General features: G+C 47.7%; 25 protein-coding genes, 3 pseudogenes and 1 riboswitch. Of the genes and pseudogenes, 8 read left to right on the top strand and 20 right to left on the bottom strand.

The genetic code is table 11. The features are described 5' to 3' along the window. Positions 1-31: 31 nt before the first annotated feature. From nikA to LI015_RS09405, 7 genes are all read right to left on the bottom strand, one after another. Positions 32-1,552, bottom strand: coding sequence for a nickel ABC transporter substrate-binding protein (gene nikA, locus LI015_RS09435; protein WP_227124685.1), 1,521 nt, complete (start codon positions 1,550-1,552; stop codon positions 32-34). Between the two features lie 172 nt (positions 1,553-1,724). Beyond that, positions 1,725-1,920: riboswitch (cobalamin riboswitch) on the bottom strand. 458 nt (positions 1,921-2,378) lie between these two features. Beyond that, a complete protein-coding gene (locus LI015_RS09430; protein ID WP_002568873.1) occupies positions 2,379-2,666 on the bottom strand; it encodes a hypothetical protein in 288 nt (95 codons plus the stop codon). Positions 2,667-2,739: 73 nt separating this feature from the next. Further along, positions 2,740-4,368, bottom strand: a complete 1,629-nt coding sequence (locus LI015_RS09425; protein WP_117625583.1) for a recombinase family protein — start codon at positions 4,366-4,368, stop codon at positions 2,740-2,742. Continuing rightward, positions 4,310-5,665, bottom strand: a complete 1,356-nt coding sequence (locus tag LI015_RS09420) for a recombinase family protein (protein ID WP_002570916.1) — start codon at positions 5,663-5,665, stop codon at positions 4,310-4,312. Before LI015_RS09420 ends, LI015_RS09425 begins: the two co-directional genes overlap by 59 nt. 15 nt (positions 5,666-5,680) lie before the next feature. Then, positions 5,681-7,258 (bottom strand): recombinase family protein, encoded by a 1,578-nt coding sequence (locus LI015_RS09415; RefSeq protein ID WP_227124683.1) that lies wholly within the window; start codon positions 7,256-7,258, stop codon positions 5,681-5,683. Between the two features lie 91 nt (positions 7,259-7,349). Further along, complete coding sequence (locus LI015_RS09410; protein WP_002570918.1) at positions 7,350-7,499, bottom strand: hypothetical protein; 150 nt, start codon at positions 7,497-7,499, stop codon at positions 7,350-7,352. A gap of 1,620 nt (positions 7,500-9,119) precedes the next feature. Next, entirely contained in the window at positions 9,120-9,404 is a 285-nt protein-coding gene (locus LI015_RS09405; protein WP_002570920.1) for a DUF6809 family protein, read from the bottom strand. Positions 9,405-10,149: 745 nt separating this feature from the next. Here LI015_RS09405 and tnpA (LI015_RS28990) point away from each other — a divergent pair. The 5 genes and pseudogenes from tnpA (LI015_RS28990) to LI015_RS28215 all read left to right on the top strand — a co-directional run bounded on the left by tnpA (LI015_RS28990) (position 10,150) and on the right by LI015_RS28215 (position 12,470). Then, a complete protein-coding gene (gene tnpA, locus LI015_RS28990) occupies positions 10,150-10,479 on the top strand; it encodes an IS66 family insertion sequence element accessory protein TnpA (protein WP_007037955.1) in 330 nt (109 codons plus the stop codon). After that, the gene (tnpB, locus tag LI015_RS09400) at positions 10,469-10,828 is read left to right on the top strand and encodes an IS66 family insertion sequence element accessory protein TnpB (protein ID WP_002568879.1); all 360 of its coding nucleotides are present in this window, start codon (positions 10,469-10,471) and stop codon (positions 10,826-10,828) included. Before tnpA (LI015_RS28990) ends, tnpB (LI015_RS09400) begins: the two co-directional genes overlap by 11 nt. Positions 10,829-11,117: 289 nt before the next feature. Further along, positions 11,118-11,450 (top strand): annotated as a pseudogene (locus LI015_RS28705) (transposase domain-containing protein); the annotation flags it as partial. Positions 11,451-11,596: 146 nt separating this feature from the next. Beyond that, a complete protein-coding gene (locus tag LI015_RS28700) occupies positions 11,597-11,857 on the top strand; it encodes an IS66 family transposase (RefSeq protein WP_270294399.1) in 261 nt (86 codons plus the stop codon). A gap of 100 nt (positions 11,858-11,957) precedes the next feature. Further along, positions 11,958-12,470 carry an IS66 family transposase gene (locus tag LI015_RS28215; RefSeq protein ID WP_264468381.1) on the top strand — a complete coding sequence of 171 codons (513 nt, stop codon included), beginning with the start codon at positions 11,958-11,960 and terminating at the stop codon, positions 12,468-12,470. Positions 12,471-12,787: 317 nt separating this feature from the next. Here the strand turns inward: LI015_RS28215 and LI015_RS28695 are convergent. The 10 genes and pseudogenes from LI015_RS28695 to LI015_RS09335 all read right to left on the bottom strand — a co-directional run. Continuing rightward, a pseudogene (locus LI015_RS28695) lies at positions 12,788-13,085 on the bottom strand (transposase); the annotation flags it as partial. A 221-nt stretch (positions 13,086-13,306) separates the two neighbouring features. Then, positions 13,307-13,813, bottom strand: a complete 507-nt coding sequence (locus LI015_RS09375) for a GNAT family N-acetyltransferase (protein ID WP_002568882.1) — start codon at positions 13,811-13,813, stop codon at positions 13,307-13,309. Between the two features lie 83 nt (positions 13,814-13,896). After that, positions 13,897-14,244 (bottom strand): carbamoyltransferase C-terminal domain-containing protein, encoded by a 348-nt coding sequence (locus LI015_RS28985; RefSeq protein ID WP_235622320.1) that lies wholly within the window; start codon positions 14,242-14,244, stop codon positions 13,897-13,899. Between the two features lie 15 nt (positions 14,245-14,259). Beyond that, positions 14,260-15,793 (bottom strand): annotated as a pseudogene (gene tnpC, locus LI015_RS28980) (IS66 family transposase); the annotation flags it as partial. Positions 15,794-15,885: 92 nt separating this feature from the next. Further along, complete coding sequence (gene tnpB / locus LI015_RS09360; RefSeq protein ID WP_002568886.1) at positions 15,886-16,245, bottom strand: IS66 family insertion sequence element accessory protein TnpB; 360 nt, start codon at positions 16,243-16,245, stop codon at positions 15,886-15,888. After that, the gene (gene tnpA, locus LI015_RS09355) at positions 16,235-16,576 is read right to left on the bottom strand and encodes an IS66 family insertion sequence element accessory protein TnpA (protein ID WP_002568887.1); all 342 of its coding nucleotides are present in this window, start codon (positions 16,574-16,576) and stop codon (positions 16,235-16,237) included. Before tnpA (LI015_RS09355) ends, tnpB (LI015_RS09360) begins: the two co-directional genes overlap by 11 nt. 274 nt (positions 16,577-16,850) lie before the next feature. Further along, positions 16,851-18,302 (bottom strand): 4Fe-4S dicluster domain-containing protein, encoded by a 1,452-nt coding sequence (locus LI015_RS09350; RefSeq protein WP_227124681.1) that lies wholly within the window; start codon positions 18,300-18,302, stop codon positions 16,851-16,853. A gap of 183 nt (positions 18,303-18,485) precedes the next feature. Next, complete coding sequence (locus LI015_RS09345) at positions 18,486-19,664, bottom strand: SpoIIE family protein phosphatase (RefSeq protein WP_002568889.1); 1,179 nt, start codon at positions 19,662-19,664, stop codon at positions 18,486-18,488. Beyond that, positions 19,664-21,685, bottom strand: a complete 2,022-nt coding sequence (locus LI015_RS09340) for a [Fe-Fe] hydrogenase large subunit C-terminal domain-containing protein (RefSeq protein WP_227124679.1) — start codon at positions 21,683-21,685, stop codon at positions 19,664-19,666. The genes LI015_RS09345 and LI015_RS09340 overlap by 1 nt, the downstream gene beginning before the upstream one ends. Before the next feature lie 2 nt (positions 21,686-21,687). Beyond that, on the bottom strand, positions 21,688-21,927 hold the full coding sequence (locus LI015_RS09335; RefSeq protein ID WP_002568891.1) for a (2Fe-2S) ferredoxin domain-containing protein: 240 nt from the start codon (positions 21,925-21,927) through the stop codon (positions 21,688-21,690). 165 nt (positions 21,928-22,092) lie between these two features. On the opposite strand from LI015_RS09335, the gene LI015_RS09330 reads away from it, so the two are divergent. From LI015_RS09330 to LI015_RS09320, 3 genes are read left to right on the top strand one after another with little or no spacing between them, the layout of a single operon-like run. Continuing rightward, positions 22,093-23,274, top strand: coding sequence for an ABC transporter substrate-binding protein (locus tag LI015_RS09330; RefSeq protein WP_002568892.1), 1,182 nt, complete (start codon positions 22,093-22,095; stop codon positions 23,272-23,274). Between the two features lie 24 nt (positions 23,275-23,298). Next, the gene (locus LI015_RS09325; RefSeq protein ID WP_002568893.1) at positions 23,299-24,048 is read left to right on the top strand and encodes an ABC transporter permease; all 750 of its coding nucleotides are present in this window, start codon (positions 23,299-23,301) and stop codon (positions 24,046-24,048) included. A gap of 14 nt (positions 24,049-24,062) precedes the next feature. Continuing rightward, positions 24,063-24,671: an ATP-binding cassette domain-containing protein gene (locus LI015_RS09320; protein WP_227124677.1), complete on the top strand. Its 609-nt coding sequence runs from the start codon at positions 24,063-24,065 to the stop codon at positions 24,669-24,671. 149 nt (positions 24,672-24,820) lie between these two features. Here the strand turns inward: LI015_RS09320 and LI015_RS09315 are convergent, their stop codons facing one another. The 3 genes from LI015_RS09315 to LI015_RS09305 are packed head-to-tail and all read right to left on the bottom strand — an operon-like array spanning position 24,821 to position 26,105. Continuing rightward, positions 24,821-25,453 carry a manganese catalase family protein gene (locus tag LI015_RS09315; protein WP_117625586.1) on the bottom strand — a complete coding sequence of 211 codons (633 nt, stop codon included), beginning with the start codon at positions 25,451-25,453 and terminating at the stop codon, positions 24,821-24,823. Further along, positions 25,453-25,737: a spore coat protein CotJB gene (locus LI015_RS09310; protein ID WP_002570570.1), complete on the bottom strand. Its 285-nt coding sequence runs from the start codon at positions 25,735-25,737 to the stop codon at positions 25,453-25,455. Before LI015_RS09310 ends, LI015_RS09315 begins: the two co-directional genes overlap by 1 nt. After that, on the bottom strand, positions 25,734-26,105 hold the full coding sequence (locus LI015_RS09305; RefSeq protein ID WP_002568897.1) for a spore coat associated protein CotJA: 372 nt from the start codon (positions 26,103-26,105) through the stop codon (positions 25,734-25,736). The genes LI015_RS09310 and LI015_RS09305 overlap by 4 nt, the downstream gene beginning before the upstream one ends. Between the last annotated feature and the right edge of the window lie 25 nt (positions 26,106-26,130).

Below are 26,130 nucleotides of genomic sequence, written 5' to 3'. Positions count from 1 at the left end.
TTCAATGCCAGAGTTTTGCTGGCATGATCACTCAAGATTCCGAGAGATCATTATCCTCATCAATCTCACTCAGTGCCTCGTTCATAACCTTATTGAGCTCTGCCTTATTGTCCATTCCCTTCTGTACCGTACTGAACTTATCTCCATCGCTTCTCATGGCGGCCAGTGTGGCGAAAGGTTCGTAGGAACCACCCCAGGAACTGTAGAGAATCATATCAAAATCCCCTTCTTTCCACTTCTTCCTGAACACCTGAGAATCCTCCTCGCAGATATTCAGTTTGACCCCCACTTTTTTATACTGTTCCTGAAGCACCAGCCCGATATTTTTTCCATTTTTAAAAACAGTATCATACAGCATATCCACTTCCAGGGTAACTCCATCCTTTGTCCGGTAATCGCTGCCTGATTCCAGATTCCAGCCTGCAAGCTCCAGGATTTCTGCTGCTTTTTCCGGTTGATATGGATACCCATCGGTACCGGTCTGTGTAAGTGTTACGCTGTCCGCAAAATAAGATGATGCCGGTTTTTGCAGACTGCCATAGACATACTCAGAAATCACAGTATTATCGGTTGCATATTCCAAAGCCTGACGCACGCTCACATCTCCCAGCATATCACCTGCTGTATTCAGGCTCAGACTTGTCACCTGCGTGCCCTCTGCCATCTGGGTACCGAATCCCAATTTTCCCAGTTCATAATACGCATCCGCAGAAAGACCATCATTTACATCAATATACATATCGATTTCGCCAGCTTTCAAGGCGTTTACAACCGTGTCCATATCCGGGATTACTTCTACCTTTACATATTTGAATGACGGCTTCTCACCCCAGTAATATTCATTTCTCTCAAAAATTGTATACTGGTCCTGGACATACTCTTTTACTGTCCACATACCTGTACCCACTGGCTTCTTTACGCCATCCTTATAAATATTCCCTGACTCCGGAAAGGCTGCCCTGCCCGCAACCGTCAGCGGCCTATTAAAACTCATATCCGACAACAATGAGTTGCAGGGATTTTTTAAATTCATAATCAGGGTCGTGTCGTCCGGCGTATCCATGGTATCAATCTCCTCCAGGCACTGAAGGAAGGAGTACCCATCCTTATTATCAATTACATCCTGGATATTTTCCTTTACCAGCTCCGCATTCAGGTCAGATCCATCGCTGAACTTCACGTTTTTCCTCAAATGGAATGTATATGTTTTTCCATCCTCTGAAATCTCCCAGTTCTCTGCCAGCTCCGGTACAATTTTACCGTTTACCAATGCAGTTAGTCCATCATATACCCAATCCTGAGCATACATGGGTGAAGACATGGTGTGAGGATTCATATCCCCAAGGTCCTTGGGATAAGCCAGAACCAGTGTAGACTTCTCCTCTGACTGCAATGCTTTTGTTTCCGCATTTTCGTCTGTATTCTCCTCTACCGCGCTTTCTGCCTGAACAGCTGTCTCCGTTACTCCTTGCGTACTCCCGGCTGTACAGCCAGCGGACAGCAGTGTCGCCATCAGTATCACAGCTGGTATCAGCATGTTTCTTTTCCTCATTCCTTTTTCTCCTCTTTTAAGATTATTTGGGGCATTTGTCATCTTCACCGTCTCAGTTGAACGAGGCGAATTTTTTGTACAAAAAAAGCCCTGTTCAGGGCAAATGACAATACAAAAACAAAGAGTTTCCATGAAGAAACTCCCCAATCCGGCTCCGCTTACCCTGGAGCGCCGCCGTTTTTCCTATCAGGCAGGTCTCCTGGCTTATGCATCTTCAATCCCCCCACCTTCTCGCAAATATATGCAATGGTCTGTCCGGAGGTTTCTCCACATTTACAGTGACCGGTTCGCTCAGGATTTTCACCTGATTCCCTTTTCACCCTTTGCAGCTGTTAAACCCAAAGGTGACCTGATACGGTTATGTTCGTATCCGACTATAACAAAATAGCCATGGTCTGTCAAGAATATCGTACATCAAAACCAGAATTCCTTTTCAATAACTTATTCATAAGATGAGTATAACCCGTTAATCCATACCTGTCCGCAATCTTCTCACAGTCCAGGTATTAATACTTTTCCTCCTTCCTTTTCTGTTCCTCAATACGTTCCTTTCTCTTCTTTTATTCGGTTATCTGCGAACCTATGCGATTCATTATTTTGGGGCCGAAGATACCTACATGTATAAAGAATCACTTCCCGGCATCGTAACTGTCATGGCTTATTCAACCGCTCTGCCTCCCTGATAAATGAATGGGAAATATAAAACTACCAAAAGTTCTTGACATCATAGCATGCATGATGTCAGTCCCCTTTTTGTATCATGTTCTTTCAGCGCTTCCATATCCAGGTCAAAATTTATCCCTTTCTTCTGCCTGCTATCCATGCACTAATTTCTTAGGAAGCCTGTAATCAGGTTTTCCTTTACTGAACCATTGTACCATATACATTCCTTTAAATTCGCAGAAAGCTCTGGTGATTCCTTTAGCGCAAAAATCGCCGCCCAAAAACGTCCATAATCCTTCTTTCTCCCTCTATCCTCATAGACCCGGACCACTCCCCTGTCTACACATTTCAAACCCTCAGACTCAAATATTTCGTCCGTCATGGCATATAATCTTTTCAAGACATCCTGCCCCAGCCTATCTATATCAAAGCTCAACTCAATTTTCGGCATCTATACATGGCCTCCCTTTGTTCTTTTATTTTAATTTCTCTATTATTAATACGAACATCCTCTTTACTTTTAATCACAGATTCACATCCAATACCATGCCTGTCCTTAGCTGAATTTGAAGTTTGTTTTTCGATATCACACGTATCTCCCGAACAATCTGCCGTATGAAGATATTATCAAATTCGGCTCCTGTGGCCCCGCCTGTCTCACCTATGATTCGGCTGATTTCCTGGTCCAGATACTCATACTCGTCCCTTATTTTTTCCTGCTCTCGTATGCTTTCTCTCCTCCTTTTTAATTCGCTTATCTGTAATCCCAGCTTTCGCATTCGGTCGCTGTACCAGTTCTCACCACCATGTTCCCTGGCTGCCATGCCCACATAGTCCATAAGTTGGTCACGCAGTTCCTCTATGGTTTTATCAATCTCTTCCTCTGTACACGCTCCTCCTACAACCTTGGCCGCCCGGAGGATATCTTCCTTTACCCCGTTTAAGAAGTTTTCTTCCTCCTGGTCAATTGACAGGCTGTGCAGCTTTCCCATGATTGCTTCCTGAATGACCTCCTCCTTTAACGTAGGTGATTCATGGCACCGCTTCGTCCCATGCTCCAAACGGTTGATGCAGCGCCATACGATTACCTTCTTCCCATTTTTTGCCCAGGTTGTCCTCCGGTAATGGGCTCCGCACTCGTTACAGACCATGATGCCCGTCAGCGCATATTTGGAACTATATACGCCCTGGGCCGTCTTCCCTTTCCGGGTCCCGGCTTTTTTTAACGAGGAGCGTCTGGCAATCTCCTCCTGTATCTTGTAATAGACTGCCTTCGGGATGATTGCCTCATGATGATTCTTCACATAGTACTGCTTCTGCTGGCCCGAGTTCTTCACCCTCCGTTTGGTCAGGTAGTCTGCTGTGAACGTCTTTTGTAACAGCACATCCCCCATGATTTTTTCATTGGTCAGTATATTGTAGATGGTACCCGTGCTCCATGTTCTCTTACCTGTGGTGGTCTCTATCCCTGCATCCTCCAGCCTGTGCTTGATTCGTTCCAGGCTGTCCCCGTCCAGAAACCACCGGGCCATGTTGCGGATAACAGCCGCTTCCTCCTCCACGATGCACATCTCTCCCGTTGGCGCCTTCCTGAATCCATAGCTTCTCTGTCTTGTGGACTCTCCCTTTTCAAATTTTCTCGCATACCCCCACTTGACGTTAGTGCTGATGGCACGGCTCTCCTCCTGTGCCTGGCTGCTCAGGATGGTCAGTATCATTTCCGTTGAGTCATCCAGGGTGTTGAGGTTCTCCTTCTCAAAGTACACGGCCACGTTCTTTTCCCTGAGCTTTCTCACCCAGGAGATGCAGTCCACCGTATTCCTGGCAAACCGGCTGATGGATTTCGTAATGACCATGTCCACCTTCCCCTTCATACACTGGTTCATCAGCTGATTAAAGTCATCCCTGCGAAAGGTATTGGTCGCGCTGCGTCCATCATCCGCGAAGACACCGGCGAATATCCAGTTGGGATTCTGCATGATGTGCCTGGTATAATACTCAATCTGTATGTCGTAACTGGACTGCTGCTGTTCCAGCTCCGTGCTGACGCGGCAGTATGCCGCTACCCGCAGCTTCCTGATTTCCCGGACCGACTCATCCGCCGGGTTCCAGGTGGCCGGGATGACCTCCACGATTCGTTCCGCCCTTGGCATGTAATCCCTCCTTTCTGGCTAATTCCCTGGTCTGACTTTCCCGTTTCATCCGGCTGGTTTCTTCCAGCCTACTCTGTACCTGTGCAAACAGTTCCCGTGTCACCAGAGCAGGAAACTCCTTGTCCCCAAGGTAAACAGGGTTGGTAAGGATATTTCGGATGCAGCTGTGGCTCCATGCTGGCTTTCCTTTCTGGTTGGGTATGGACTGACGTATTAGCTCGTTTGCCAGTGCTGTCAGCGACATCCCTTCCGCGTAGGATTGGAATAACATCGGGACGATTGGACCGTATTGCTCATGGATGATTGGCGTTTCCTGTCCATCCAGCCAGTATCCGAAGGGGACACAGTAGCGTATGTTTTTCGATTTCTTATCCTTCATTTTTATTTCTGGGTACTGATGTACTACCGCATTGTTTATTAGTTCAAATCTCAGGCTTCTATCCGGTTGGACCTCTATCCTCTTGATGAGTTTGAATATAGATGCATCGATTGCTATCGACGAATCGAATTCTGTTGCCTGGGAACCATCCAATCCCCGAAGGTAATCCTCTATCTGACGGGTCAATTCTGTCATCTTTATCTCTCGGTATCTCCTGGCAGCAATCTGAAAATAGAGTTGCTCCATCCGTTCATAGTCTTCATTGCATTTGTTCCAGTACCCATTTAATTCAGATTCCATACATTGTCTCTCTTTGATAATTCTGGTCAGAATCTTTTTCGCTTCCTCATGGTACAGGGTCGGATCTGTTTTCATCCGCACAAGAGCTTGTAAGAACATTCCATCCAACTGCTTCTCTGTCAGGATGGGCATCTTACATGGTTCCTTCGTGGCCGGGTCATAATGCCTGCATTTCCAATATCGGACCTTCTTCCTGTCCTCCTTGCCACTCTGCTTATAGATGGAATATACCCCGCCGCAGCTGCTGCATATCAACCGTCCTGTATACATGGATGTTCCCTGGATGGAGCCGGTTGGATGACGCTGGTTCCATATATCCCGGGAGCGTTTCAGATGTTCCTGTACCCGTTTAAACTGCTCGTCTTCAATCATTCTCGGGTACGGTTCCACTCCCAGATAGTCCTTGTTACGCAAGATTTTTCGGATAAGGGCTGGTGACCAGGACGGTCTTCCATGGGTGGTAGGTGTCTTCCTGTCTTTTAGCATTCCTACTATCCTTTTGATGGATTCTCCTCCGTCATATGCATCAAAGATAAGGTGTACAGCCTCACTCTGCTCTGGATTCATTCTCATGTATCCGTCAACCAGACGGTACCCGTAGGTGATATAGTTATTCACATAGCATCCCTCCTATCATATGACTGGCTCATGTAAGATAAGTCCGCACCGCAGATGGTATCCCAGCTCCCTTCCCTTTCCCACCGAGACCTCCCGAACCAGGAGGATGAACTGGCCATCGTCGAATGCCTGCATCTTCCCATCATATCCCTGGAGCTGGTGCAGGGTGGACTGCAATCCTGTGATGGTATCCTGGTGGGCACCTCTACTGTGCAACTGTTTTTCCTCTGACCTGCATCTGCTTAGCTCCCTTTCAATCTTCTGGCTCTCCTCAAAATAAAGAGCAGAGTCGATACACTCATTTGCTTTTAACTGCCTGAGTATATGTCTCTGCTCTTTTAGTTCCAGTTTCTTTTGACTTAAGCTACCCAATGCCTCATGAAATCCATTGGTTTCCTGCATCTTCTTCATCCCCCGGATGACCGGGTCCAATATCTCGTCCGCGTGCTCTTTCAGGGTGTTGAATGTATTTACAAACATTCTTTCTATATCCTCTTCCCATATCTCATTGGTAAAGCACCGGCATGCCTCTGACCGGTGCCCCGGACATCTCCACTTGATGGACACTCCCTTTTGTTTCTTCTCCTTCTTACGGATGAACGCTCTCCCGCATTCCCCGCATACCACCTTCCCGCTTAGGATATAGGCTCCTCCACTCCCACGCGGGTTTATCCTGGCCTGATTGCCAAGACGGTGCCCCTTTATCTGTTGTAACCTCATCTGTTCATCCCTGTTCAGGATACCTTCATGGTCATCCCTTATATAGTACTGTGGCTTCTTCCCATAGTTTTTCTCCGTCCGGAACGGCACTGTCCCGGTTGAGTAAGTCTTCTGGTGAAGGCAGTCACCCACCGTTTTCTCGTTGAACAAGATCCGAAGGACTGCCTCGGAGGACCAGCGACCGCCATAAGGCGCCGGTACTTGGTTCTGATTCAGGCAGTCAGCTATCCTCACCCCGCTCATTCCATTCATGTACATGCTGGCCATCCTGCGGACCCATGCTGCCTCATCCTCCTTGACAGCCAGCTCCTTCTCATCATCCTTATCGTATCCATACGGCCGCCTGCTTATCACGAATGTACCATGCCGGAATCGGTTCACCGCTGACCAGTGGACGTTTTGGGATATGTTTTCAGACTCCTGCTGTGCAACCGCACCGTATATAGTCAGTATCCCTTCACTCTCCTCCGTCATGGTATTCAGGCGTTCCTTCTCGAAATACACACTTCCCCCTATTTCCTTCAGATGGCGGACCGTAGATAAGGTGTCCACTGTGTTCCTGGCAAACCGGGTGATTGATTTGGTTAGTATGAGGTCTATCCTTCCTTTTTCGCACTCCTCCAGCATCCGTTGGAAGTCCTCCCTCCCCCATCGGCTGGTTCCGCTTATGCCCTCGTCCGCATAAATCCCGCAGAATTCCCAGTCCGGATTTTTCTGGATTAGCCCTTTATAATACTCCATCTGTGCGTCATAGGAGTGATACTGACCATCGTCATCCGTGCTCACACGGCAGTATGCACACACACGAATGCGCCGTATCTGGTATCCTGTATGCTCTGGTATGGTCTTTGGGATGCATAATACTTCTGCCACTTGCTGCGCCTCCTTTCCTCCGTTTTCAACAAGACACATTACCACACTTCCTGCACCATATCAAGTATTAGTTCTCCGAATTCTCACATTTTCATACAATATGTTGGGAACATATCCTTTGGTACTTCCGAAGGACCATGTCATACATGACCGGGTCAATCAGCCTTTGGCGCAGCAGTTCATCCAGTATCTTTTGTACCTCCCTGAATCGCAGGTATTGAAGCAGCTCCATTGTTTCCATAGTTCCTCCGGAAATACTCTATTTCCACCTCGTGGATTTCTTCATGTGTATCGCTCCTGGAGCCGTTATGGGAATGCCCATCTGTAACACGTTCCTCCATCCTGGCCTCGTTCCATCCCACATCCATGCAGTCATCCCGGAAGAACGACTGCATGATCTGACATCGAACTCACCTTCTTTCTGTTTCTTATTTGTGCTTCTATTTGACACTACGCCCCGAAGCTTGTCCAAAAGGTTACCTGGACAGGGCAGTCAATCCGCCTGCCTGCAGCGTACAGGCATCATAGGAATTCCACCTCCTCCGGGTTCTCCGGAGGCCGCCCTCATTGCGTGGTCCCCGGCCAAGGGGGCTGTGACTGGACGGAAGTATCATTGTCAGCTGTCCGGGGCCATGGCGATTCAACCCTGCTTATGATTGATTGAGAGTCAGGTGTGTACCGCTCTTGCCTTAAGATGTATTGCACATCCATGGACAGGACCATGTCCTGCAGGCAGTCTTCGCGCACCCCTCACGTCGCTTTCGTTCCTCACGACCGGACAGCCAATGTAACGGATTGGCTGGATATGAAGTTGTCAATGTACGGCGGACAGGCATACTCCCATCCTTTTTAGTCAGGCCTGTGTGATTCATTTTTTCTTTTGTAGAATATAATATATCCGGTCTCCCACTTAAGAGATGGACCAGTTATACCCCATTCTCTCCTTCCATTCCGGGTTTTCAAAAAATACCCTCTACTATTTAAAAGCCGAAAAACAAGCTCACTGATAACCAACAAATTTAATTTTCAGGATTATGCACAGTGCTCTCCTGAAAAACCTTATGAAAATACATAGTATTTTAGTTGAATTTATCTGTTGTTGATGGGCAGATGTTTTCCTCCATCATGCGAATTCTTCAGATAACTTCGTTGGAGCAACCTCCCCTGTATTCATATATTCCTCTCTCATTAATGGACCATTTCAATGAGTTGCCTGGGATGGACTTATGTTTTTCTTTACACATGAATGGACAAACCAGTTCCTCATCCCCTTCTAAAAAAATATCCCCCTACTACTAGTGGTAAAAAATAGGCCTTCTGATAACCAGATTTCTTCTTACGATTTTCTTAAGATGCACAAGTTCGGCATACAACCAGGCTTATAAATTACGTTGCCGAAAAAAACAGCCCTGTGACTCATGGTAAAAAACAGCCTTTTGATAGCCAGCTTAATTGCAGCAACTTTTCAAGCCCCCTTAGACACTCCCATCATTTTTCCCTTCAAAATACCGGCCGAAAAAATACCCCCTCACTATTAGTCCAGTCTCAGCCCCCTTTTGATAACCTCAAAAATGCAATTTCGTTAAAAATGCACATACAACTTTAGTTATTTTTACTAAGCCTATCACGCCTTAAATGCTTTATATTCTTTCCCTCTGTACTAAATATTCCATTGGGTACTTCTTGGCAGCCCACCATGGGCCAGGGCATGGCCCATCGGATAGACAGACTCCCCCCTTGGCGTGACATATATTTTTTTGTACGGGTACAGCATGTATTTGATTTTTTTCGTGCCGTTATTTCTTTCCAAACAACTAAAAAAGCCGCCACATGATATGACGGCTATCCCAAAAACATACTATCACAAATCCCGAATCATCTTCATCAACCGTATCCCATCCTTCACCCCTTCCTCATACAGATACAGCTGACACATCCCATTTCCATCCAGCATGTCATCGATACAATCCTCTATGGCATCCCTCTGCTCCTTGGTAATTTCCTTCATCCAATGGTCCATTCGTTCGTTCAGCTTGTGGTCTGCTTTCTTTTCTTCCTGTGTCTTATCTGCCTGCCATCGGGTTACCAGCGTTTCTACCCTGGCTGCTATGACTTCTTCACACTGTTCCCTCGTAGTTTTCTTCATGGACACTCCTCCTTCCGCCAACACCATATCGAATATCCCGGCGGAAGTCCATATCCACATGTCATAAAGATTCTGCTCCAAATACGTCAGAACCACCTACAGGGTGCACCTAAAATTGTGCCAATTTACTTGTATTTGCGTAGTCTCCAGCCAAAACCGACCACCTGCCAGGTGACCAAGGCTCGAAACAGGTGCACCTTCGTGGAAGCGGAAAAACGCCCGCATTGCGGGCGATTGTGGCCGGGAGGGGCGCCCTTGGGTGCACCTCCCTTTAACCTGCACACAAATCGAACGGGGCATACGGTTTGATTTATGGTTGAGAATGTGAAATATCGATATCGGTTTTCTTTATACAAAAGTAGAATTTTTTTATATTGGGCCAAATTTGCCGGATTTTTTATTGTATGCCCATCTATCCCATTGCTCTCCTTAAAAGCCAGCACAGTGGCTTACGATGCGTTACAAGGGCTAATTCAAGTTGCTTTAGCTAAGTTGATTTTTTACTTTTCCCTAATCTCTAAAACACCCTTATATCAAGCCCACAACAAAAAGTAATTTATTGCGGTTCTATACTGAATGTTGGGGTGTGTTAAAAAGTACACGGTAAATCACTAGTACCGTGCTAGTTACCTGGTTCCATGAGATAATAACTCCAGAAAACTACAAGTTTTTAAGGAGTTAGTGCCATGGATAAAATTACACTCAGGTCCGTGAAGAGCACTGGGCCAGAATCTTAAATGAATGTATGAACAGCGGGATGTCGAAAACCGCCTGGTGTCGGGCAAACGGGATTTCTGTGAAGCAGTTTTTTTACTGGCAGCGCATCCTGCGCAGGGAAGCCTATGAAGCATCTCAGAATCCACCATTACCTGCAGTTGCAGAGACAGAACCGTTGTCTGCTGTTCAGAGAACGGTATCTTTCGCCGAAATCAAACTCCCTGCTGTGCCACCAGACTCGTCACCCGTTTTCCATCCGGATCTGGTGATCCGGAAAGGGAACCTTGTTCTGGAAATCTCAAATTCAGCCTCATCAGAATTGATCTCCCGGGTAGGAGGGATTCTTCATGCTGAATAACGCATCCGGCTTCCGGAAGGTTTACATTGCTGCCGGTTATACAGATCTGCGGCGCGGGATCGATGGGTTGGCATCCATTGTGAAATTCAACTTCCAGCTGGAGCCCTATGAAAAGGATATCCTCTTCCTGTTTTGCGGAAGACGCAGTGACCGCATCAAGGGGCTCATATGGGAAGGAGACAGATTCCTTCTCCTTTACAAAAGGCTGGAGCTTGGCAGTTTCAGCTGGCCCCGTACAAAAGAAGAAGCACTGGAGATCACACTGGAACAATACCAGGCACTGATGCAGGGCTTGGAGATCGTGTCCAGACATCCAATCCAGGAAGTGCAGCCCAGTGATCTTCTGTAAAAAGTTGTGCAAAACGGAGAAAATAAAAAATCTTTTTGTATCTACTACTGCAGACACGGCGGAAGTTATCCACGGCCGGGTCTCATCCCATTCATTCAATCAAGAGTACTTCACAGCTATAAGCTGCTGTGTGGATAAGTACTCTGAAAAACCGAAAAAACTATTAGTTTTTCCGGTTTTTCAGAGTGTTTATCCTTTGGTAAGAATGACGAACCTTCTTTTTTATCCCGTTCGCTTTTTCTTTTGGTTTGCGGTACAATAGTTCCAGTAAAACAAAGGAGCGCCGAACATGCAGAAGATCTACTTACCGGAAGAACTAAACAGTTTCAGCAGGGAAACACTCGTGGCAGTGCTCCTGTCCATGCAGGACCAGCTTACCCAACTGAATACAAACATGGAACGTCTGATTGAGCAGATCGCGTCTGCAAACAATCATCGTTATGGGCGCTCTTGCGAAAAGCTGGACGTTATCGCCGGACAGTTGGAGCTGGAGATCATCTTTAATGAAGCGGAAGCCTTAACCGAAACGCTTTATGTTGTCGAACCTGCTGAAGAAGATGTGATTCAGGTCACGCGCCGGAAGAAAAAAGGAAAACGCGAGGCGAATCTCAAGGAGCTTCCTGTGGAAGTGATCTCTCATACCCTTCCGGAAGAAAAGCTGCAGGAGATTTTTGGCTCCGTTGGCTGGAAGCAGCTCCCAGATGAAGTCTATAAAAGAGTCCGGGTTCAGCCGGCAGTCTATACGGTCGAAGAACATACCGTTTCCATGTGTTGCAGGCCGATGAGACTCTGGTCAGGGTATCGAAGGATGGGCGCCCGGCAAACAGCAAGAGTTACATGTGGGTTTACCGGACGGGAAAGGGATATGGGGATACACCCATTATCCTGTATGAATACCAGAAGACCCGGAAAGCAGACCATCCGCGGGAATTCCTGAAAGGATTCACAGGCACCGTTGTCTGTGGCGGATACTCCGCCTACCGGAAGCTGGACCGGGAAAGTGAGACCATCGTTTTCGCAGGGTGCTGAACCCATGCGAGAAGGTATTTTGCCGATGCCCTGAAGGCATTGCCGAAACAAGATCATCAGGCAGCCAAAGATACGGTCGCTTACAAGGCGACCAAGCGGATTGGCGCCATATACCATCTGGACACCCAACTCGCTGATGAAACCGGATGACCGGAAAAAGCAACGGCAAATCAATCTCAAACCTCTGGTGGAGGCTTTCTTTGCGTGGGCAAAAGAAATCCAGACTTCCGGTCGCCTGACCAAGGGTAAAACTCTGGAAGGGAGCAACTACTGCATCAATCAGGAAGAGGCATTAAAAGTATTCCTGGATGATGGCGAAGTCCCGCTTGATAATAACGCAACTGAAGGGTCACTGCGTAGCTTCTGCCTGCACAAACATGCATGGAAGCTGATCGACAGTATCGATGGTGCACAATCCAGCGCGATCATCTACAGTATCACGGAAACAGCAAAGGCGAATAATCTAAATCCCTTCCGCTATCTGGAATATATCCTGACCGTGATGAAGGAGCATCAGGAGGATACGGATTATCGTTTTATGGAAGAACTGCTTCCCTGGTCTGAGCAGCTGCCGGAAATCTGTAAGAGCAAAACAAAAACAACAAATGTGTAAACTGACCGCCGGAAACGGCGGTCATAAAATGAGCTGGTACTCATGGTCTACCATATACGGTTTTTTTGCCGGGTACCGGCTATGAATCGCTTACACCCCCTTCCTGTCCATATGCTAGGGTTTTTTTTTGGGGGGGGGAGCCTCTGATAATAGCCAGATACTAAACCGTCCAAAAGGAAGCAATACTGGGACCAGCTCTGCACTGGGAGCAAGTTTGTGTTGAGATGACCGCACTGTGAGTAAGGCGTTAAAAAGCATATGCCGTTATGTGTAAAATATAGGCAAAATATCCGCCGAAAGAAATTGTGTATTACCGATTATTTTGGTAGACAGCCCTCATACATGATGCTATACTTACCATATACCTGTCCACAATTGCGGATGTGCATTGACCATTTTTTTGTAGCCTCTAAGGTAGAGCTTTCAATAGCGATATATCGCTTGGGAACCCACTACTCTGACGGTTCAGCTTGTGGTAAGTGGCATCTGGCTCTCTATTGCGTTGGTGGTATGGATGACCTTCTTGATTGCTGTGGAAAACTTGAAGATCGAGGAAATAGCATCCCAGTTTTGCATCCAGTTTTGCATCCAGATTTTCATTGAATTGAGATATTTTTTACACTTTTTTAGTCACCCATATTGGCGTTTCCTCTCATTATTTTATGCCCATGTCAATAGCATGTCATATTTCATGATAATGTAACTATAGTATGCTGTTATGGAGTTTTCAACTTGGTGAGTCTATTCTATTATCTCAAATCATATAGAAGGAAATCCATACATTATATGAAGCATTTACTATTGTTTAGCTTCACCTTTGCACGATTATTCCAAAATCATTTTATTCTTATTCTGGTATAATAGTGTTCATTGTCTGTATGATGAATATATGCATTATTATGTAGTTGAACTTTTAGCGAGGCTATATTATCTAATCTTGTAGACATATAAACTTCATCATCAGGAATTATTTTCTTTGCTTCATCAATTGCTAATGCTAAGCCACTAGAAGCAAACCCCATTCTTCTAAAATTACGGTGAATTTGATATCCAATATGACCAGAACCATTCCTTAGGCTATCATTTAAAAAATGTCTCAATCTAAATAACCCTACTATAGTTTTTTCATCCCATAAAAAATAATTTGTTTCAGGTACATAACCACTTGGAAGGTCTATTCCATTTGAATAGTTAATTAGTTTAGGAAGTGAAACTTCCATAAACTCCTCTTTAGAAATATTATGAAGATTGTTTATAAATCCATTTTCATTCAAGGGTAAATCCTTTAAATACAAATACTCTAGTTCGCTATCGTAGGTATTGAGTTTTTTTAGGTATAACATATTATTTTCTCCATGATTACTATAAATAGGTAGCATTAATCCGTAATTAGTATAATTAGAGATGTTTAGGAAAAAATGAATTTTTAAAGAGCTGCCCCTAATGAAACTACAAAGCGTTGATAATTATCGATTTCAATTTTACCTTTTTTAACATCTTTTGTTATAAGATATGGTCCAATAGATAGGGCGTCTAAATTAGTTTTTTCAAAACATTTCAGAGCATCCATAGGTGTTTCAACTATAGGTTCTCCAGCAATGTTAAACGAGGTATTCAATAATATAGGTACACCTGAAAGCTTTTCAAACTCATCTAAAATATTGTAGAGAACTGCATTTTGAGTAGAGGTAATTGTCTGAACTCTTGCAGTTTTATCCACATGAGTAACAGCCGGAATTTCATTGGGTTTAAGGACATTTGCCACTAACAACATATAGGGACTTTCAGCTCCGTGCTTGGGCAGCTCCTCCAACAGATATTTGAAATACTCGTATGGCTTCAGGTTATTCGCTTTGGCAGTTTCAGCTATGCTGTAGGCAATGGCACTGCTCTTTGCTCCGCCGCTCGTATCAATCAGATACCAATTCTTCCTGCCCAGAGTAAAGGGGCGAATACTTTGCTCCGCAGCATTGTTTGTCATCGGGACAGCACCATCTGTAAGAAATACCCGCAGAAACGATTCCTGATTGATGCAGTAGCTGATTGCCCTGCCAGTCTTCATTTTTGGCGCTACGTGACCCTGCTCGTATTTCAGATACGCAAAGAATGCGGCAACCAATGGGGCAACGTTTCTTTTTCGCTGTTCCAGACTCTCTTCGGGAGGCATATCCGCATAACCCTGCTCATACCGGAACATGGTCTGTATAATCTGGAACGCCTTATAGCAGATGGACTCCTGAACGGACCCTTTTTCCTTACCGGCAGACTTCACAACATCGGCAAAGTCCCTTCTGGCATGGGACCAGCATCCGGCAATCGTAAGGTCGTTCCGTTCCCTCGCGATTGAATGGTATACCTCATATCCGTCCGTCACGCAGATGCCACTGCAATCCTTTAGAAACTGTCTCGGATAATCCGCTTTGCGTCCTTTCTGGTATTCATAAAGGACAAAAGGATGTGCTTCCAGTGATCCGGTCCGGTACACCCACAATATAACTCCTGGATCTGGCAGGGCGACCATCCTTTCGTACTTCAACTGGTGTTTCATCTGCGTGGAGGACATGATAGTCATTGAGTTTTTCCCTGAGACGGTCATAAATCCTCTTCAGGTAACAGTCTGAACAGACATTCGCCCAGCGGCACATGGTCGGTTCCGGAAGGAAAACGTTACAGCGCTCGAACTCTTTTACCAGTCGCTGGATTGGCTGTGCATTGACATACTTGGCGTTGTAGATACCTGCGGCGAGGGAAGGCGTCACGATGCTGTTGCGCAGAAGATCAGCGGGACGCTCACCACGCACGAACGTCCTGCCGTCCGTGCTCACAAAGACCTCTACATGATGCTCGATTACCTCAAAGGAGGCGGGATGGAAAGCCAGTCTCTTATAAACTTCATCAGGGAGCTGCTTATATTTCCCATCTGGGAACGCTCTCTGGAGTTGTGCTTCGCAGACGGGATGGCTGACTGTGCTTACGGGCAGATCCTTCAGTTCTTCCCCGCGTTTTCCAATCACCTTTTTTCCGCGTTTATAAGCCTTCTAGTGGATTTCTTCGAAGGTAGGTTCCAGGATATCCGGATTCAAATCAACCGTCATCTCGGTTTCGTTAAACATGAAACCAAGCTGGAAGTGACCCTCCGCTTCCGTCAGGCCCTTTTCGGAAGAACGACCAAACCGATGCTGGCGCAGATGAATGACCTCCTCCGTAAGGATATCAATACTCTGGCTGAGCTTCTCCATGGAGTCCTGAAGTCCCAGATACATCTTGATCAATGTTTGTTTGTCAAGGTTTGATAGTTCTTGTTCGTCCAGTCTTACCGCCATCGTCCAAGACTCCCCCTTCCTGAATTTCATTTAGGAAAGTATACCAGAAACGCTCGGGAAAAGCCACTGATTGATTTGGAAACATTTCCAATTTAGAATACTTGTGTGCAGTTGACCTTTTTTATGGTCGGACGTTCCAGGATCGTCATACCATCAAGAAGCCGCTGGAGTTCAGCCTGGCTGAGCTGCACAGCTTCCTGTTGACTGCGGAGCCATCGGAGACGGCCGGCTTCTATGCGCTTGTAAACAAGGCAGAACCCATCGCCTTCCCAGACCAGCCCTTTGAATCGGTCTGATCTGGTCCCGCAAAAAAGGAAGAGGACATTTTTCTGAAAAGGGTTAAGATTGAACTGTTCCTTTACAAGAGCGGCCAGACCATCGATTCCCTTGCGCAGATCACTTTTACCCGCATAGAGATAAATTGCTTCGAAACCATTCATCTTAGACAACATCGGTCATCACCGCCTTAAGAAAAGCGAGGATATTGTCTGGCGCATCACCGCTGACTTCAATGACGGTATCCGCACGACGGATTCGGAGAGCAACAGCGGAAGAAGGGTCCGCAGGGCAAAAGGGAACCCGCATGAATCCACCGGTATGTTCCATGGACGTCTGGCCTGCCGCAGCCAGCGCTGTATTGCGCAGCTGCCTGAGGCGATAGTAATACTGTGACTCACTGACATTGTTTGCTGCGCACCATTCTTCGATGGATAGGCCGCTGGCACTACGTTCTTGGACCATGGCTTTCCAACTAGCCATTCGTACTTCGACGACCTCGTTCATAGAGAGTAGCATCCTTTGAGTTACTTGAAAAACTTCTAAAAGTTTTCAAAGTTTTTCAAGTAGATTCTTCTAGGAGCCTATTATCTCACAGACTGGGGCTCTAATCAGCCTACTCATTATGAATCACTTACAAGGCATCTATTTCTCACGCCCTGAAAAACACCCATTTCCAGGCCGCAAATTCACTCAATTTTCCCTCAAAAACCACTATATCTTGTGGTTTTATTCTTCATTTTTCTCCAAAACCACAATTCGTCATCTAAACTACCGTAGCTTAATGCCTATGCATCGAAAACTCATCCATAGGATACTTCTTCAGATTCTCCAGCACATGCCTCTCCTCGGCAGACCCAATCAGCTGTTCCCTGGCCTTCTTGGCCTCGGTCTCAGTTTTATGCCGGCTGGGACCGCCCACGCAGCCGCCTACACAGGCCATGCCTTCCACGAAATCTTCCGGAAGCTTTCCCACCTTCATGAGCAGCAATGCCTTCTTACACTCTGCGGCTCCGTTACAGCGGGCTACTTTGACATCTGTGTTTTCATCCATTTCCTTCAGGCATTCCAGTACGGCCGCTGTCACGCCGCCGCCGTTGCCAAAACGCTTTCCAAACACAGAGCTTTCCTGATAATCGTTCTCGGCCGGCTGAAGCTCTACTCCCTTGGCGCGCATCATGGCTCTTATCTCACCAAAGGTCATGGCATAATCTGCATTTCCCTTTACATTCAAATCCAGGCTCTCGCTCTTCTTGGCTATGCAGGGGCCAATAAATACAGTAACCGTATCCGGATCCCCGCTCTTTATCATTCTGGACACTGCGCACATAGGCGACACCGTGGTGGACATATTCTCCAGTAACATTGGAAAATGCTGCTTAATCATGTTCACGAACGCGGGACAGCAGGAGGTAGTCATCTTCTTTCCCTCCTTATGGGCCTGGGCCCATTCTTCTGCCTCATAGGCAGCGGTCATGTCTCCGCCCAATCCCACTTCTATCATGTCCGCAAATCCCAGCTGCTTTAATGCAATTTTCCAGCTGGCCATGGTAATGTCAGGGCCGAACTGCCCCTCTGTGGCAGGCGCCACCATGGCAACCACCCGTTTTCCTGCCTTAATCAGGCGAATCACATCTACCATGAAGGTCTTGGACCCTATGGCTCCGAACGGACAGCTATGGATGCAGGCTCCGCACTGGATACATTTCTTCTCATCAATCACGCAGATTCCATACTCATCATAAGTGATGGCATCCACCGGACAAATTTTCTTACACGGACGCTCCAGATGGGCAATGGCATTATAGGGACAGGCCTGTGAGCATTTGCCGCATTCCTTACATTTGCTGGGCTCGATATAGGCCCTTTCACGCCCCATGCTGATGGCTCCGAAATTACAGGAGTTCTGGCAGGCCTTGCCCATACATTTACGGCAGTTGTCAGTCACTATGTAGGATGCGATGGGGCACTCCTCGCAGGCCGCGTTGATGACCTGGACCACATTGGATGTATCCTTCCCGGTGGGACATTTTCCTTCTGCCAGGCGGACCCTCTGCCGGATAATTTCTCTTTCCTTATAAATACAGCAGCGGTAAGTCGCCTGAGGCCCTGGTATCATGGAATATGGAATCTGCTCCCGCTTCTCGTCCAGATTCCCTTCCCATGCAGCTTTAGCCACCTCGTAAAGTACATCATGTTTCAAACGCAGGATTGTCGCATCATTGGTTACCATCTTTTTCTCCTCCTTGTTACGGGCACTTGGAGACCGTCCTATGGTCTCCTGCGCATTACATATCATTGGCTTATCCCATATATGTCTGCTTCTATATCACAATTCGAGTTTGTTAAAATTATATCAACACTAGAAATCTACTATATTTACCCTGAAAAAGCAAGTATTAAATGACATACAACATTAGTAATATGTCACCACTACTGTCTTTCCCATCTCCTCAATCACATGCCTCAGCTGTTCCACCAGATTCTGGCGGATACCCAGGTCAAAGGGAAGTCCCGGATTCTGGTAGGCACTGTTGATTGCCTTCCCCACATACAGGTGCACCTCCGTGCAGTCCTCTATGAGCACCTTGGCCACCATAGAACCCCCGTTGGGCTTATCCAGTTCATGAAAAAATTCTTCGGATACAGTCTCATTTTTCACATACCTGCGAAGCAGCTGAAGTACCCGGTTAAGGGTAAGAACTCCCTCCGTAACCAAATCCACACCTTCCATGTATGCAATGGGAGGTATCTCCGGATCCACATAATCCAGTGATACATCCAGTTTCTTCCCCAGGACCCTGGACACGATAGTGGCGCTGGTTCCCCCGCATACAATGGTCCTGGCATTGGGATCATCCATAAAATCCTGGACCATACGAACATCGTCTTCCGGATTCCTTGCAGGTCCGGTCATGAGGTGAACAGGCTTGCTGTCAATAATCCGCATGCACGCCACCGTAGTATCATCCCCTGGACGGAACTGATACAGCTCGTCACAGGCCCTGCTGATGCTGGCGGCCAGACGCATGGCCGACACGGTCAGAGGATACTGTCTCACTGCATAGTCCGCAATGTCCTGCCACAGCCATCCAAAGTTCAGCAGTTCACCCACCCCTGCATGGATGGTGCCGTCGCTCATGAGAATCAGGGCATCGCCTTTTTTGACCTTGAACCTGTATTCATTGATTTCCTTGCCCTGCATGACCCGGACATTTTTCGGAATCTGCATAAGCTTTCCGTCCCGGATAAATATGCATCCGGGATTATCATATTCCACCAGATACGCATCCCCGTTGTGGTATACCTGCAGTATGCTGAAGGTGGAATAAGCCACCTGCCTGACCTGACAGATGGGGAGAGTCTCACTGATGGTATCCACACACTCCTCCAGGGTAGCCCCATTAAGGAACATGGTTCCTAATATCTTAGAGGTCAGCGTGGACAGGATATTGGCCTTGACTCCGCTTCCCATACCGTCCGCCAGAATCATGATGTTGGAATCCTCGGTCTGCAAAAGCTCTACCTTGTCCCCGCACAGGATTTCGGTGTACTTGTTCAGGCTTTTATATGCAACATCCACTGTAATTCCCATTATTTACCTCCGTTGCCGCCTGGTTTCTTTAAATCCACATTGCTCAGATGGACATACCCGGACTTTCCCCCGCCCGGATTGGCGCTGCCTATATGGACATACCCCGTAGGCTTTTTCTGTTCACCGGCATTATCTGCCGGATTTCCGGCTCCTGATGCCGGCCCGGTTCCTGATATCTGTCCGGCTCCCGCTCCGCCGGATCCCCCGGCTGTCATGACGCCCTTTAAGGGCACGGCTCCGCTTCCCAGCTGTACGCCAGGAATTTCCCGCTCTCTTTCTCCCCCGGCATACCCGGCATCGCTGCCATCCTCCAGCAAGGAGTGGCACAGCTTGGTCAGGGTGGTTTTTGTCTCGGCTGTTGTCTCTCCCAGCAGACCTGCTATCTCCTGAGCCACCATCATCTGTTTGTGGATGACCTTCTGGGCCAGATCTATGGTTTCCAGCTTTCTCTCATATTCTTCCTGGGCCAGCTCCTCCTCACGGGTTATGTCTATGAAGGTGGCCAGGACTGCATTTTCCTTTTCTATGTACACAATGTTCTGCAGGGTGGAAAGATTATATTCCGGATAATTCACCCGCTTGCCGTGGATGTTCTGGTGTGTGTCAAATACCCACTGGAAGTTCACTGGGTCGATAAGTTCATACAGATACATCTGCAATGCCTGGGAACGGGTCCTTCCAAAATATCTCTCGCCCACATCCGAGTACTCCTTGATGCGCATGTCATCTCCCACAATCAGTACGATGTTGGGTGAAGTCTCCATCACCAGGTTGGCCATGGATTCCGCCTTTTCATGCATAAACGGGATACACATGCTCACCTCTGCCTTGTGCTGGAATACGGCAATGGCCTTTTCACGGCAGGTAGGGTAACCGCAGGCGCCGCAGTTCAGCTCATCCTCCGGCTTCAGCTTGTTGGTCATTCGCAGGATTTCCCGTATCTGTTCCTCCGTAGGCTGGGGGTCCCTGGGGGAATGGTCCTCGAACTGCTTCCTGAAATTCACATTATCCCATACCGGCTCCATCTGCGTTTCCTCAGCCGGCTCCCTGCAGATGCTCTCCTCCATGTCCAGCTTAACCTTAAACCTGGATATAAACTCCTCATCTACCGTGGGGCCTTTGATGCAGCCGCCGGAACACATATTCATCTCTATAAAACAGCCCTTGATTTCTCCCCGGGACATACTCTTGCACAAATCAATACAATTGTCTTCCCCGTGGACATAGAACTTTCTGTATCCATCCCCCTTCTCCTCGGTAGCCAGCACGGAATTCACCACGCCGTTGGTCACAGGATACAGGCGGTTTACCTTTGGGTCAAATGCGGTAAATGGCCGGTCTTCACAGTCCCCGATTACGATGTCTTCTTCCTCCAGCCATTTGTTTATGTCATTAAAATTTAATACAGCATCAATATAGCCCTCATGCCTCAGGTCCATGGCTTCCTTCTTCTTGGCAATACACGGTCCAAGGAACACGACCTTCACATCACGTCCAAGTTCTTCCTTCAAAAGCTTTCCGTGGGCAATCATGGGAGACACAACCGGTGCCAGGTAGGGTATAAGCTGTGGATAGTAGATTTCCACCAGGTCATTAGCACTTGGGCAGCATGTGGTTATAATATTCTCCATCTTGTGCTCTGCCAGAAGCTTCGTATACTCAGCCGTCACAAAAGCAGCTCCCTCGGAAGTCTCTCTCACATCCTCGAATCCCAGGCGCAGCAGAGCCCCCCGCACCTGACCGATTGTCTTGTATTTTAATAAACCCATATAGGACGGTGCTATGGACACCACCACACGCATGCCTTCGCGCAAAAATCCGCGAACCATGTTCAGGTCGCTCTTAAGGGTTTTTGCTGACTGAGGACAGATCTTCAGACAGTGACCGCACAGGATACACTTGTCCGGCATGATGACCGCCCGCTCATCCTTGACCTGGATGGCCTTTACCCCACAGTAGCGGACGCATTTATAGCAGTGTTTGCACTTTGTGGCTTTGAAATCTATGATTTCCATGCCCATAATCAAAGTCTCCCCTTTATCTCATTTTCAAAAAATTCTTCTGTATCTTCCGGCTTCAGGGAATACAGCTCGCCCTCCACCGTCACGCACACTCCATGGTCACAATTTCCGGAACAGAACGCACCGTTTAAATCCACCTTATCAGACAGGCCGTTCTCATCCACCAGCTTCTGGAGCTTGCTGATAATCTCTCTGGATCCCTTTAAATGACAGGCGCTTCCAATACATATCGTTACTTTCATCCCTTATTCCTCCACTATCTGCGTGTATTATGGGCTCACCCCAAACCATGGCTTCATTATCTCACATTGTGATATTTATATCAATAATATTTCTCAAATATTTTATAGAAAAGACAGGGCTGTTGTGCTATAGTTAATGATATTTACGAGAGGAGTTGAAGTACTATGAAAAAACATGTTTCTTTACTTTTAATAGCATTTATGGGTATCTCCCTGGTGCTGGGCGGATGCGGCAAGAGCACCTCAGGCACACCTGCCACAGAGGCTCGGACGGAAGCCCAGGCCGGGACACAGACGGAAGCTCAGGCCGACGCACAGACCATAAACCAGAACGGTGAAAAAGCCTCCCAGGACCAGGCCTCAGAAAGCGCTTCCGGCGCAGTGTCCTCCTCTGAATCCGGTTCCGGCGATGAACTGAACACGGGTTTTGATGAAAACAAGCTGACCTGTCAGGCAGCCATCCGTGTAGGCTCTCTAAAAGGCCCTACCTCCATGGGACTTGTATCCCTGATGGACAAGGCTTCCAGGGGCGAGACCTCCAATGTTTATGAATTTACCATGGCCGGCAAGGCTGATGAACTGGTGGGCAAGATTGCAAACGGCGATCTGGATATCGCCCTGCTGCCTGCTAATGTTGCCAGTGTACTCTACGCCAAGACCCAGGGAAATATCACGGTCCTGGATATCAACACCCTGGGTGTCCTCTATGTGGTTGCCTCAGATGATTCCATTTCCTCCATGGCTGACTTAAAGGGACGCACCATTTATATGACAGGAAAGGGAACCACCCCTGAATACGTCATGAATTACCTTTTAAAGGAAAATGGTCTTTCTACATCTGATGTGGACCTTCAGTTCAAATCCGAGGCCACAGAAGTGGCATCCCTGCTAAAACAGGATTCCAGCGCCATCGGAGTTCTGCCGCAGCCCTTTGCCACTGCTGCCTGCATCCAGAACCCTGACCTAAAAACAGTGCTGGATTTAACAGAACAGTGGAACATGCTGAACAAGGACACCGGAAGCATGCTGGTGACGGGAGTTACCCTGGTACGCAGCGATTTTCTCAGGGAAAACCGCTCCCCTGTTGCAGACTTCATAAAGGACCATGAGGCCTCCACCCTTTTTGCCACAGAACATGCGGAGGATGCATCCAGGCTGATTGCTGAGCAGGGTATTGTGGAAAAAGCCCCCATTGCCCAGAAAGCCCTTCCCTACTGTAATATTGTATGTCTGACCGGTCAGGAGATGAAGGACGCATTGAGCGGTTACCTCTCCACCTTACATGAACAGGACCCAAAATCCATCGGCGGACAGATGCCCGGAGATGATTTTTACTATATGCCCTAACCCCTGACTGCGGAGACATCCTTCATGAATCAACCTACAAATCACATCACACGAATACGTAAATATCTGGTTTGGCTGTTCTGGATTGCAGTATGGCAGACAGCCAATCTCCTGATACACAACAATATTATATTCGTAGGCCCTCTGGACATGGTAAAGGCCCTGGCAGAACAGGCAGCGGACCCGGCCTTCTGGGCCACCATCCTGAATTCCTTTGCCAGGATAAGTCTTGGATTCCTGGGGGCCTTTGCCCTAAGCATCCTCCTGGGAAGCCTGGCCTACCTCTTTCCCCTGGTAAAGGAGCTGCTGGACCCGGTCATGCTTCTGATTAAATCTGTTCCGGTTGCCTCCTTTGTTATCCTGGCACTGATATGGATTGGCTCCCGCAACCTGGCAGTATTCACCTCTTTTCTGGTGGTGGTGCCCATGGTCTATGTGAGCACTCTGTCCGGGCTGAAACACACGGATAAAAAACTGCTGGAAATGGCCCGGGTTTTCCGTATGCCCATGTGGAAGCGCATCCACTATATCTATGTGCCAGCCCTCCTTCCATACCTTGTAAACGGGTGCCGTACAGCTCTTGGTATGAGCTGGAAATCCGGCGTGGCCGCGGAAGTCATCGGCATACCGGAAGGTTCAATCGGAGAACAGCTGTACTACTCCAAACTGTATCTTGACACGGCCGGGCTATTTGCCTGGACCTTTGTCATCATAATAATCAGCGCATTGTTTGAACGTTTTTTTCTTTATCTGCTAAAGAAAATAAAGCATTAAGGAGCGTGTATGGAATGACCCTGGAATTGCAACATATATCCAAATCCTATGACGGGCTGCCCGTATTAAAGAACCTGAACCTGTCCTTTCAGCAGGGCCAATGTTATTGTCTCATGAGTCCATCCGGTTCAGGTAAAACTACTCTGCTGCGCATTCTCATGGGGTTGGAGCAAGCAGACCATGGCTTGATACTGGCAGACGGAACCCCCCAGGACATGAGTTCCCTGCCTGCTTCCGCTGTCTTTCAGGAGGACCGGCTCTGCGAATCCTTTTCTCCGATTGAAAATGTAGCCATGTGTGCCGGCCGGTCGCTCAAGGCTCCCCGTATTAAATGGGAACTGGCCCGCCTGCTTCCGGAGGAATGCCTGAACCGCCCTGTATCCACCTTAAGCGGCGGCATGAAACGCCGTGTGGCTGTCGCCCGTGCCCTTCTTATCCCCTCCCATATTCTTCTCATGGATGAACCTTTTACCGGCATGGATGACGAATTGAAACGCAATGTCATTTCATATATCAGGGAAAAACAAGACGGACGGCTTTTAATCCTCTCAACCCACCAGGAGGAGGATGTGGAACTCATGGGCGGAGAGCTGGTGAGATTGGAAAACTGTATGGACGTATGATATGTACGATATACATTAACCGAGTCAAAGAAAAGCGCTGCAGCCCATGGTTTTTCCCCTGGGCCTGCAGCGCCTTTCACATATAATTCTGAATACAATTCGTATAAACAGCCTGATTCAGTCACCTGCGCTGGTACGAAAGAATGAACTTACATCTGTCTCATCTGGTCCTGGCAGGATGGTGACTGCATATCGAAGGCAGGGTTGAACGCATAGAAATTCCTGCTGTCCAGCTTCTCCTGGGTGATACGCAGCAGTTCACCGAATCTCTGATAATGAACGACTTCCCTTTCCCTCAGGAATTTGATGGGTTCACAGACGTCATAATCCTTCACAACGCGCAGGATATTGTCATAGGTGCTCCTGGCTTTCTGCTCTGCAGCCATATCCTCATGAAGGTCCGTAATTACGTCTCCCTTGGACTGGAACTCACATGCATTAAAAGGAATTCCTCCTGCCGCCTGGGGCCAGATACCTGTGGTGTGATCGATATAGTAAGGTCCGAAGCCCTGCTCTACCAACTGGTCGGCAGTCAGTCCCTTTGTCAGCTGATGGATAATGGCAGCCACGATTTCCAGATGTGCAAGTTCCTCCGTACCAATATCGGTCAGGGTTCCCTTACACTCTTTATATGGCATGGCGTAGCGCTGGGAAAGATAACGCATGGAGGCGCCCATTTCGCCGTCCGGCCCACCATACTGACTCATTATAAACTGAGCCATCTGGGCATTGGGCTCTTTGATATTAACTGGAAATTCCAATCTCTTCTCATAAATCCACATTAATAGCACCCTCCTTCCCATGGCCACGGATCGTTAATCCAGGACCAGTATGCAGCATCTGTATTAGCGGAAGCTGTCAAAGGTCCAAACTGCGCCTCAAAGGCTGCGGCGGCGTTTCTGTATGCGTTTGCCATCTGATTATAGTAATCAATGGCGGCTGCGTCACATGGATGGGTGTCAAGGTAGAGGTTGGCATCAACCACTGCAAAGCCGGCCTGGTCCACTTCACGAAGCATGGCCTCACGGGAGGCATTAAAGTCGGGATTCATCATCTGATTCATCATCTTCCGCACCTCCCGTAATTAAACTGTAAATCCAGGTCAGGGAAAATAGTCCCCTGGACAAGGCCTCTTTCAGGGGCATAGGTGGTCTGCCACTGCTGCCACGGTACATAAGCCATGGCCACCGGAAACTGCTGTTCCAGCACGCCTCCCTCTGTGGAGGGACACGACATATTGGCTGGCTGAGTGACTGGGGCTGCAGGTGTAGGATAGGAAAGCGCAGGATTGCTTCCCCATGAGTCCCATGGGAATGCGTTCATGTCCGGATAATCCGGACTTGTATAAGAACCGCATCCATTTCCAAACGATGTACCGCAAGACATGCGGCCGCGGCCGCAGCACTGGGTACTTACATCTGTATAAGAATCCATAGGTTGGATACTCCTTCCAATTATC

It is taken from the genome of Enterocloster sp. 210928-DFI.2.20 (genome assembly GCF_020554465.1).
Lineage (GTDB): Bacteria > Bacillota > Clostridia > Lachnospirales > Lachnospiraceae > Enterocloster > Enterocloster bolteae.
This window is presented reverse-complemented; position numbering and strand designations above follow the sequence as displayed.

Excerpts from the sequence above, each read along its gene's own strand:
- nikA (WP_227124685.1), bottom strand. The coding sequence starts at position 1,552 with ATGAGGAAAAGAAACATGCTGATACCAGCTGTGATACTGATGGCGACA.
- LI015_RS09430 (WP_002568873.1), bottom strand. The coding sequence starts at position 2,666 with ATGCCGAAAATTGAGTTGAGCTTTGATATAGATAGGCTGGGGCAGGAT.
- LI015_RS09425 (WP_117625583.1), bottom strand. The coding sequence starts at position 4,368 with ATGCCAAGGGCGGAACGAATCGTGGAGGTCATCCCGGCCACCTGGAAC.
- LI015_RS09410 (WP_002570918.1), bottom strand. The coding sequence starts at position 7,499 with ATGGAAACAATGGAGCTGCTTCAATACCTGCGATTCAGGGAGGTACAA.
- LI015_RS09405 (WP_002570920.1), bottom strand. The coding sequence starts at position 9,404 with ATGAAGAAAACTACGAGGGAACAGTGTGAAGAAGTCATAGCAGCCAGG.
- tnpA (WP_007037955.1), top strand. The coding sequence starts at position 10,150 with ATGAACAGCGGGATGTCGAAAACCGCCTGGTGTCGGGCAAACGGGATT.
- tnpB (WP_002568879.1), top strand. The coding sequence starts at position 10,469 with ATGCTGAATAACGCATCCGGCTTCCGGAAGGTTTACATTGCTGCCGGT.
- LI015_RS09375 (WP_002568882.1), bottom strand. The coding sequence starts at position 13,813 with ATGTTATACCTAAAAAAACTCAATACCTACGATAGCGAACTAGAGTAT.
- LI015_RS28985 (WP_235622320.1), bottom strand. The coding sequence starts at position 14,244 with ATGTTGTTAGTGGCAAATGTCCTTAAACCCAATGAAATTCCGGCTGTT.
- tnpB (WP_002568886.1), bottom strand. The coding sequence starts at position 16,245 with ATGTTGTCTAAGATGAATGGTTTCGAAGCAATTTATCTCTATGCGGGT.
- tnpA (WP_002568887.1), bottom strand. The coding sequence starts at position 16,576 with ATGAACGAGGTCGTCGAAGTACGAATGGCTAGTTGGAAAGCCATGGTC.
- LI015_RS09350 (WP_227124681.1), bottom strand. The coding sequence starts at position 18,302 with ATGGTAACCAATGATGCGACAATCCTGCGTTTGAAACATGATGTACTT.
- LI015_RS09345 (WP_002568889.1), bottom strand. The coding sequence starts at position 19,664 with ATGGGAATTACAGTGGATGTTGCATATAAAAGCCTGAACAAGTACACC.
- LI015_RS09340 (WP_227124679.1), bottom strand. The coding sequence starts at position 21,685 with ATGGGCATGGAAATCATAGATTTCAAAGCCACAAAGTGCAAACACTGC.
- LI015_RS09335 (WP_002568891.1), bottom strand. The coding sequence starts at position 21,927 with ATGAAAGTAACGATATGTATTGGAAGCGCCTGTCATTTAAAGGGATCC.
- LI015_RS09330 (WP_002568892.1), top strand. The coding sequence starts at position 22,093 with ATGAAAAAACATGTTTCTTTACTTTTAATAGCATTTATGGGTATCTCC.
- LI015_RS09325 (WP_002568893.1), top strand. The coding sequence starts at position 23,299 with ATGAATCAACCTACAAATCACATCACACGAATACGTAAATATCTGGTT.
- LI015_RS09320 (WP_227124677.1), top strand. The coding sequence starts at position 24,063 with ATGACCCTGGAATTGCAACATATATCCAAATCCTATGACGGGCTGCCC.
- LI015_RS09315 (WP_117625586.1), bottom strand. The coding sequence starts at position 25,453 with ATGTGGATTTATGAGAAGAGATTGGAATTTCCAGTTAATATCAAAGAG.
- LI015_RS09310 (WP_002570570.1), bottom strand. The coding sequence starts at position 25,737 with ATGATGAATCAGATGATGAATCCCGACTTTAATGCCTCCCGTGAGGCC.
- LI015_RS09305 (WP_002568897.1), bottom strand. The coding sequence starts at position 26,105 with ATGGATTCTTATACAGATGTAAGTACCCAGTGCTGCGGCCGCGGCCGC.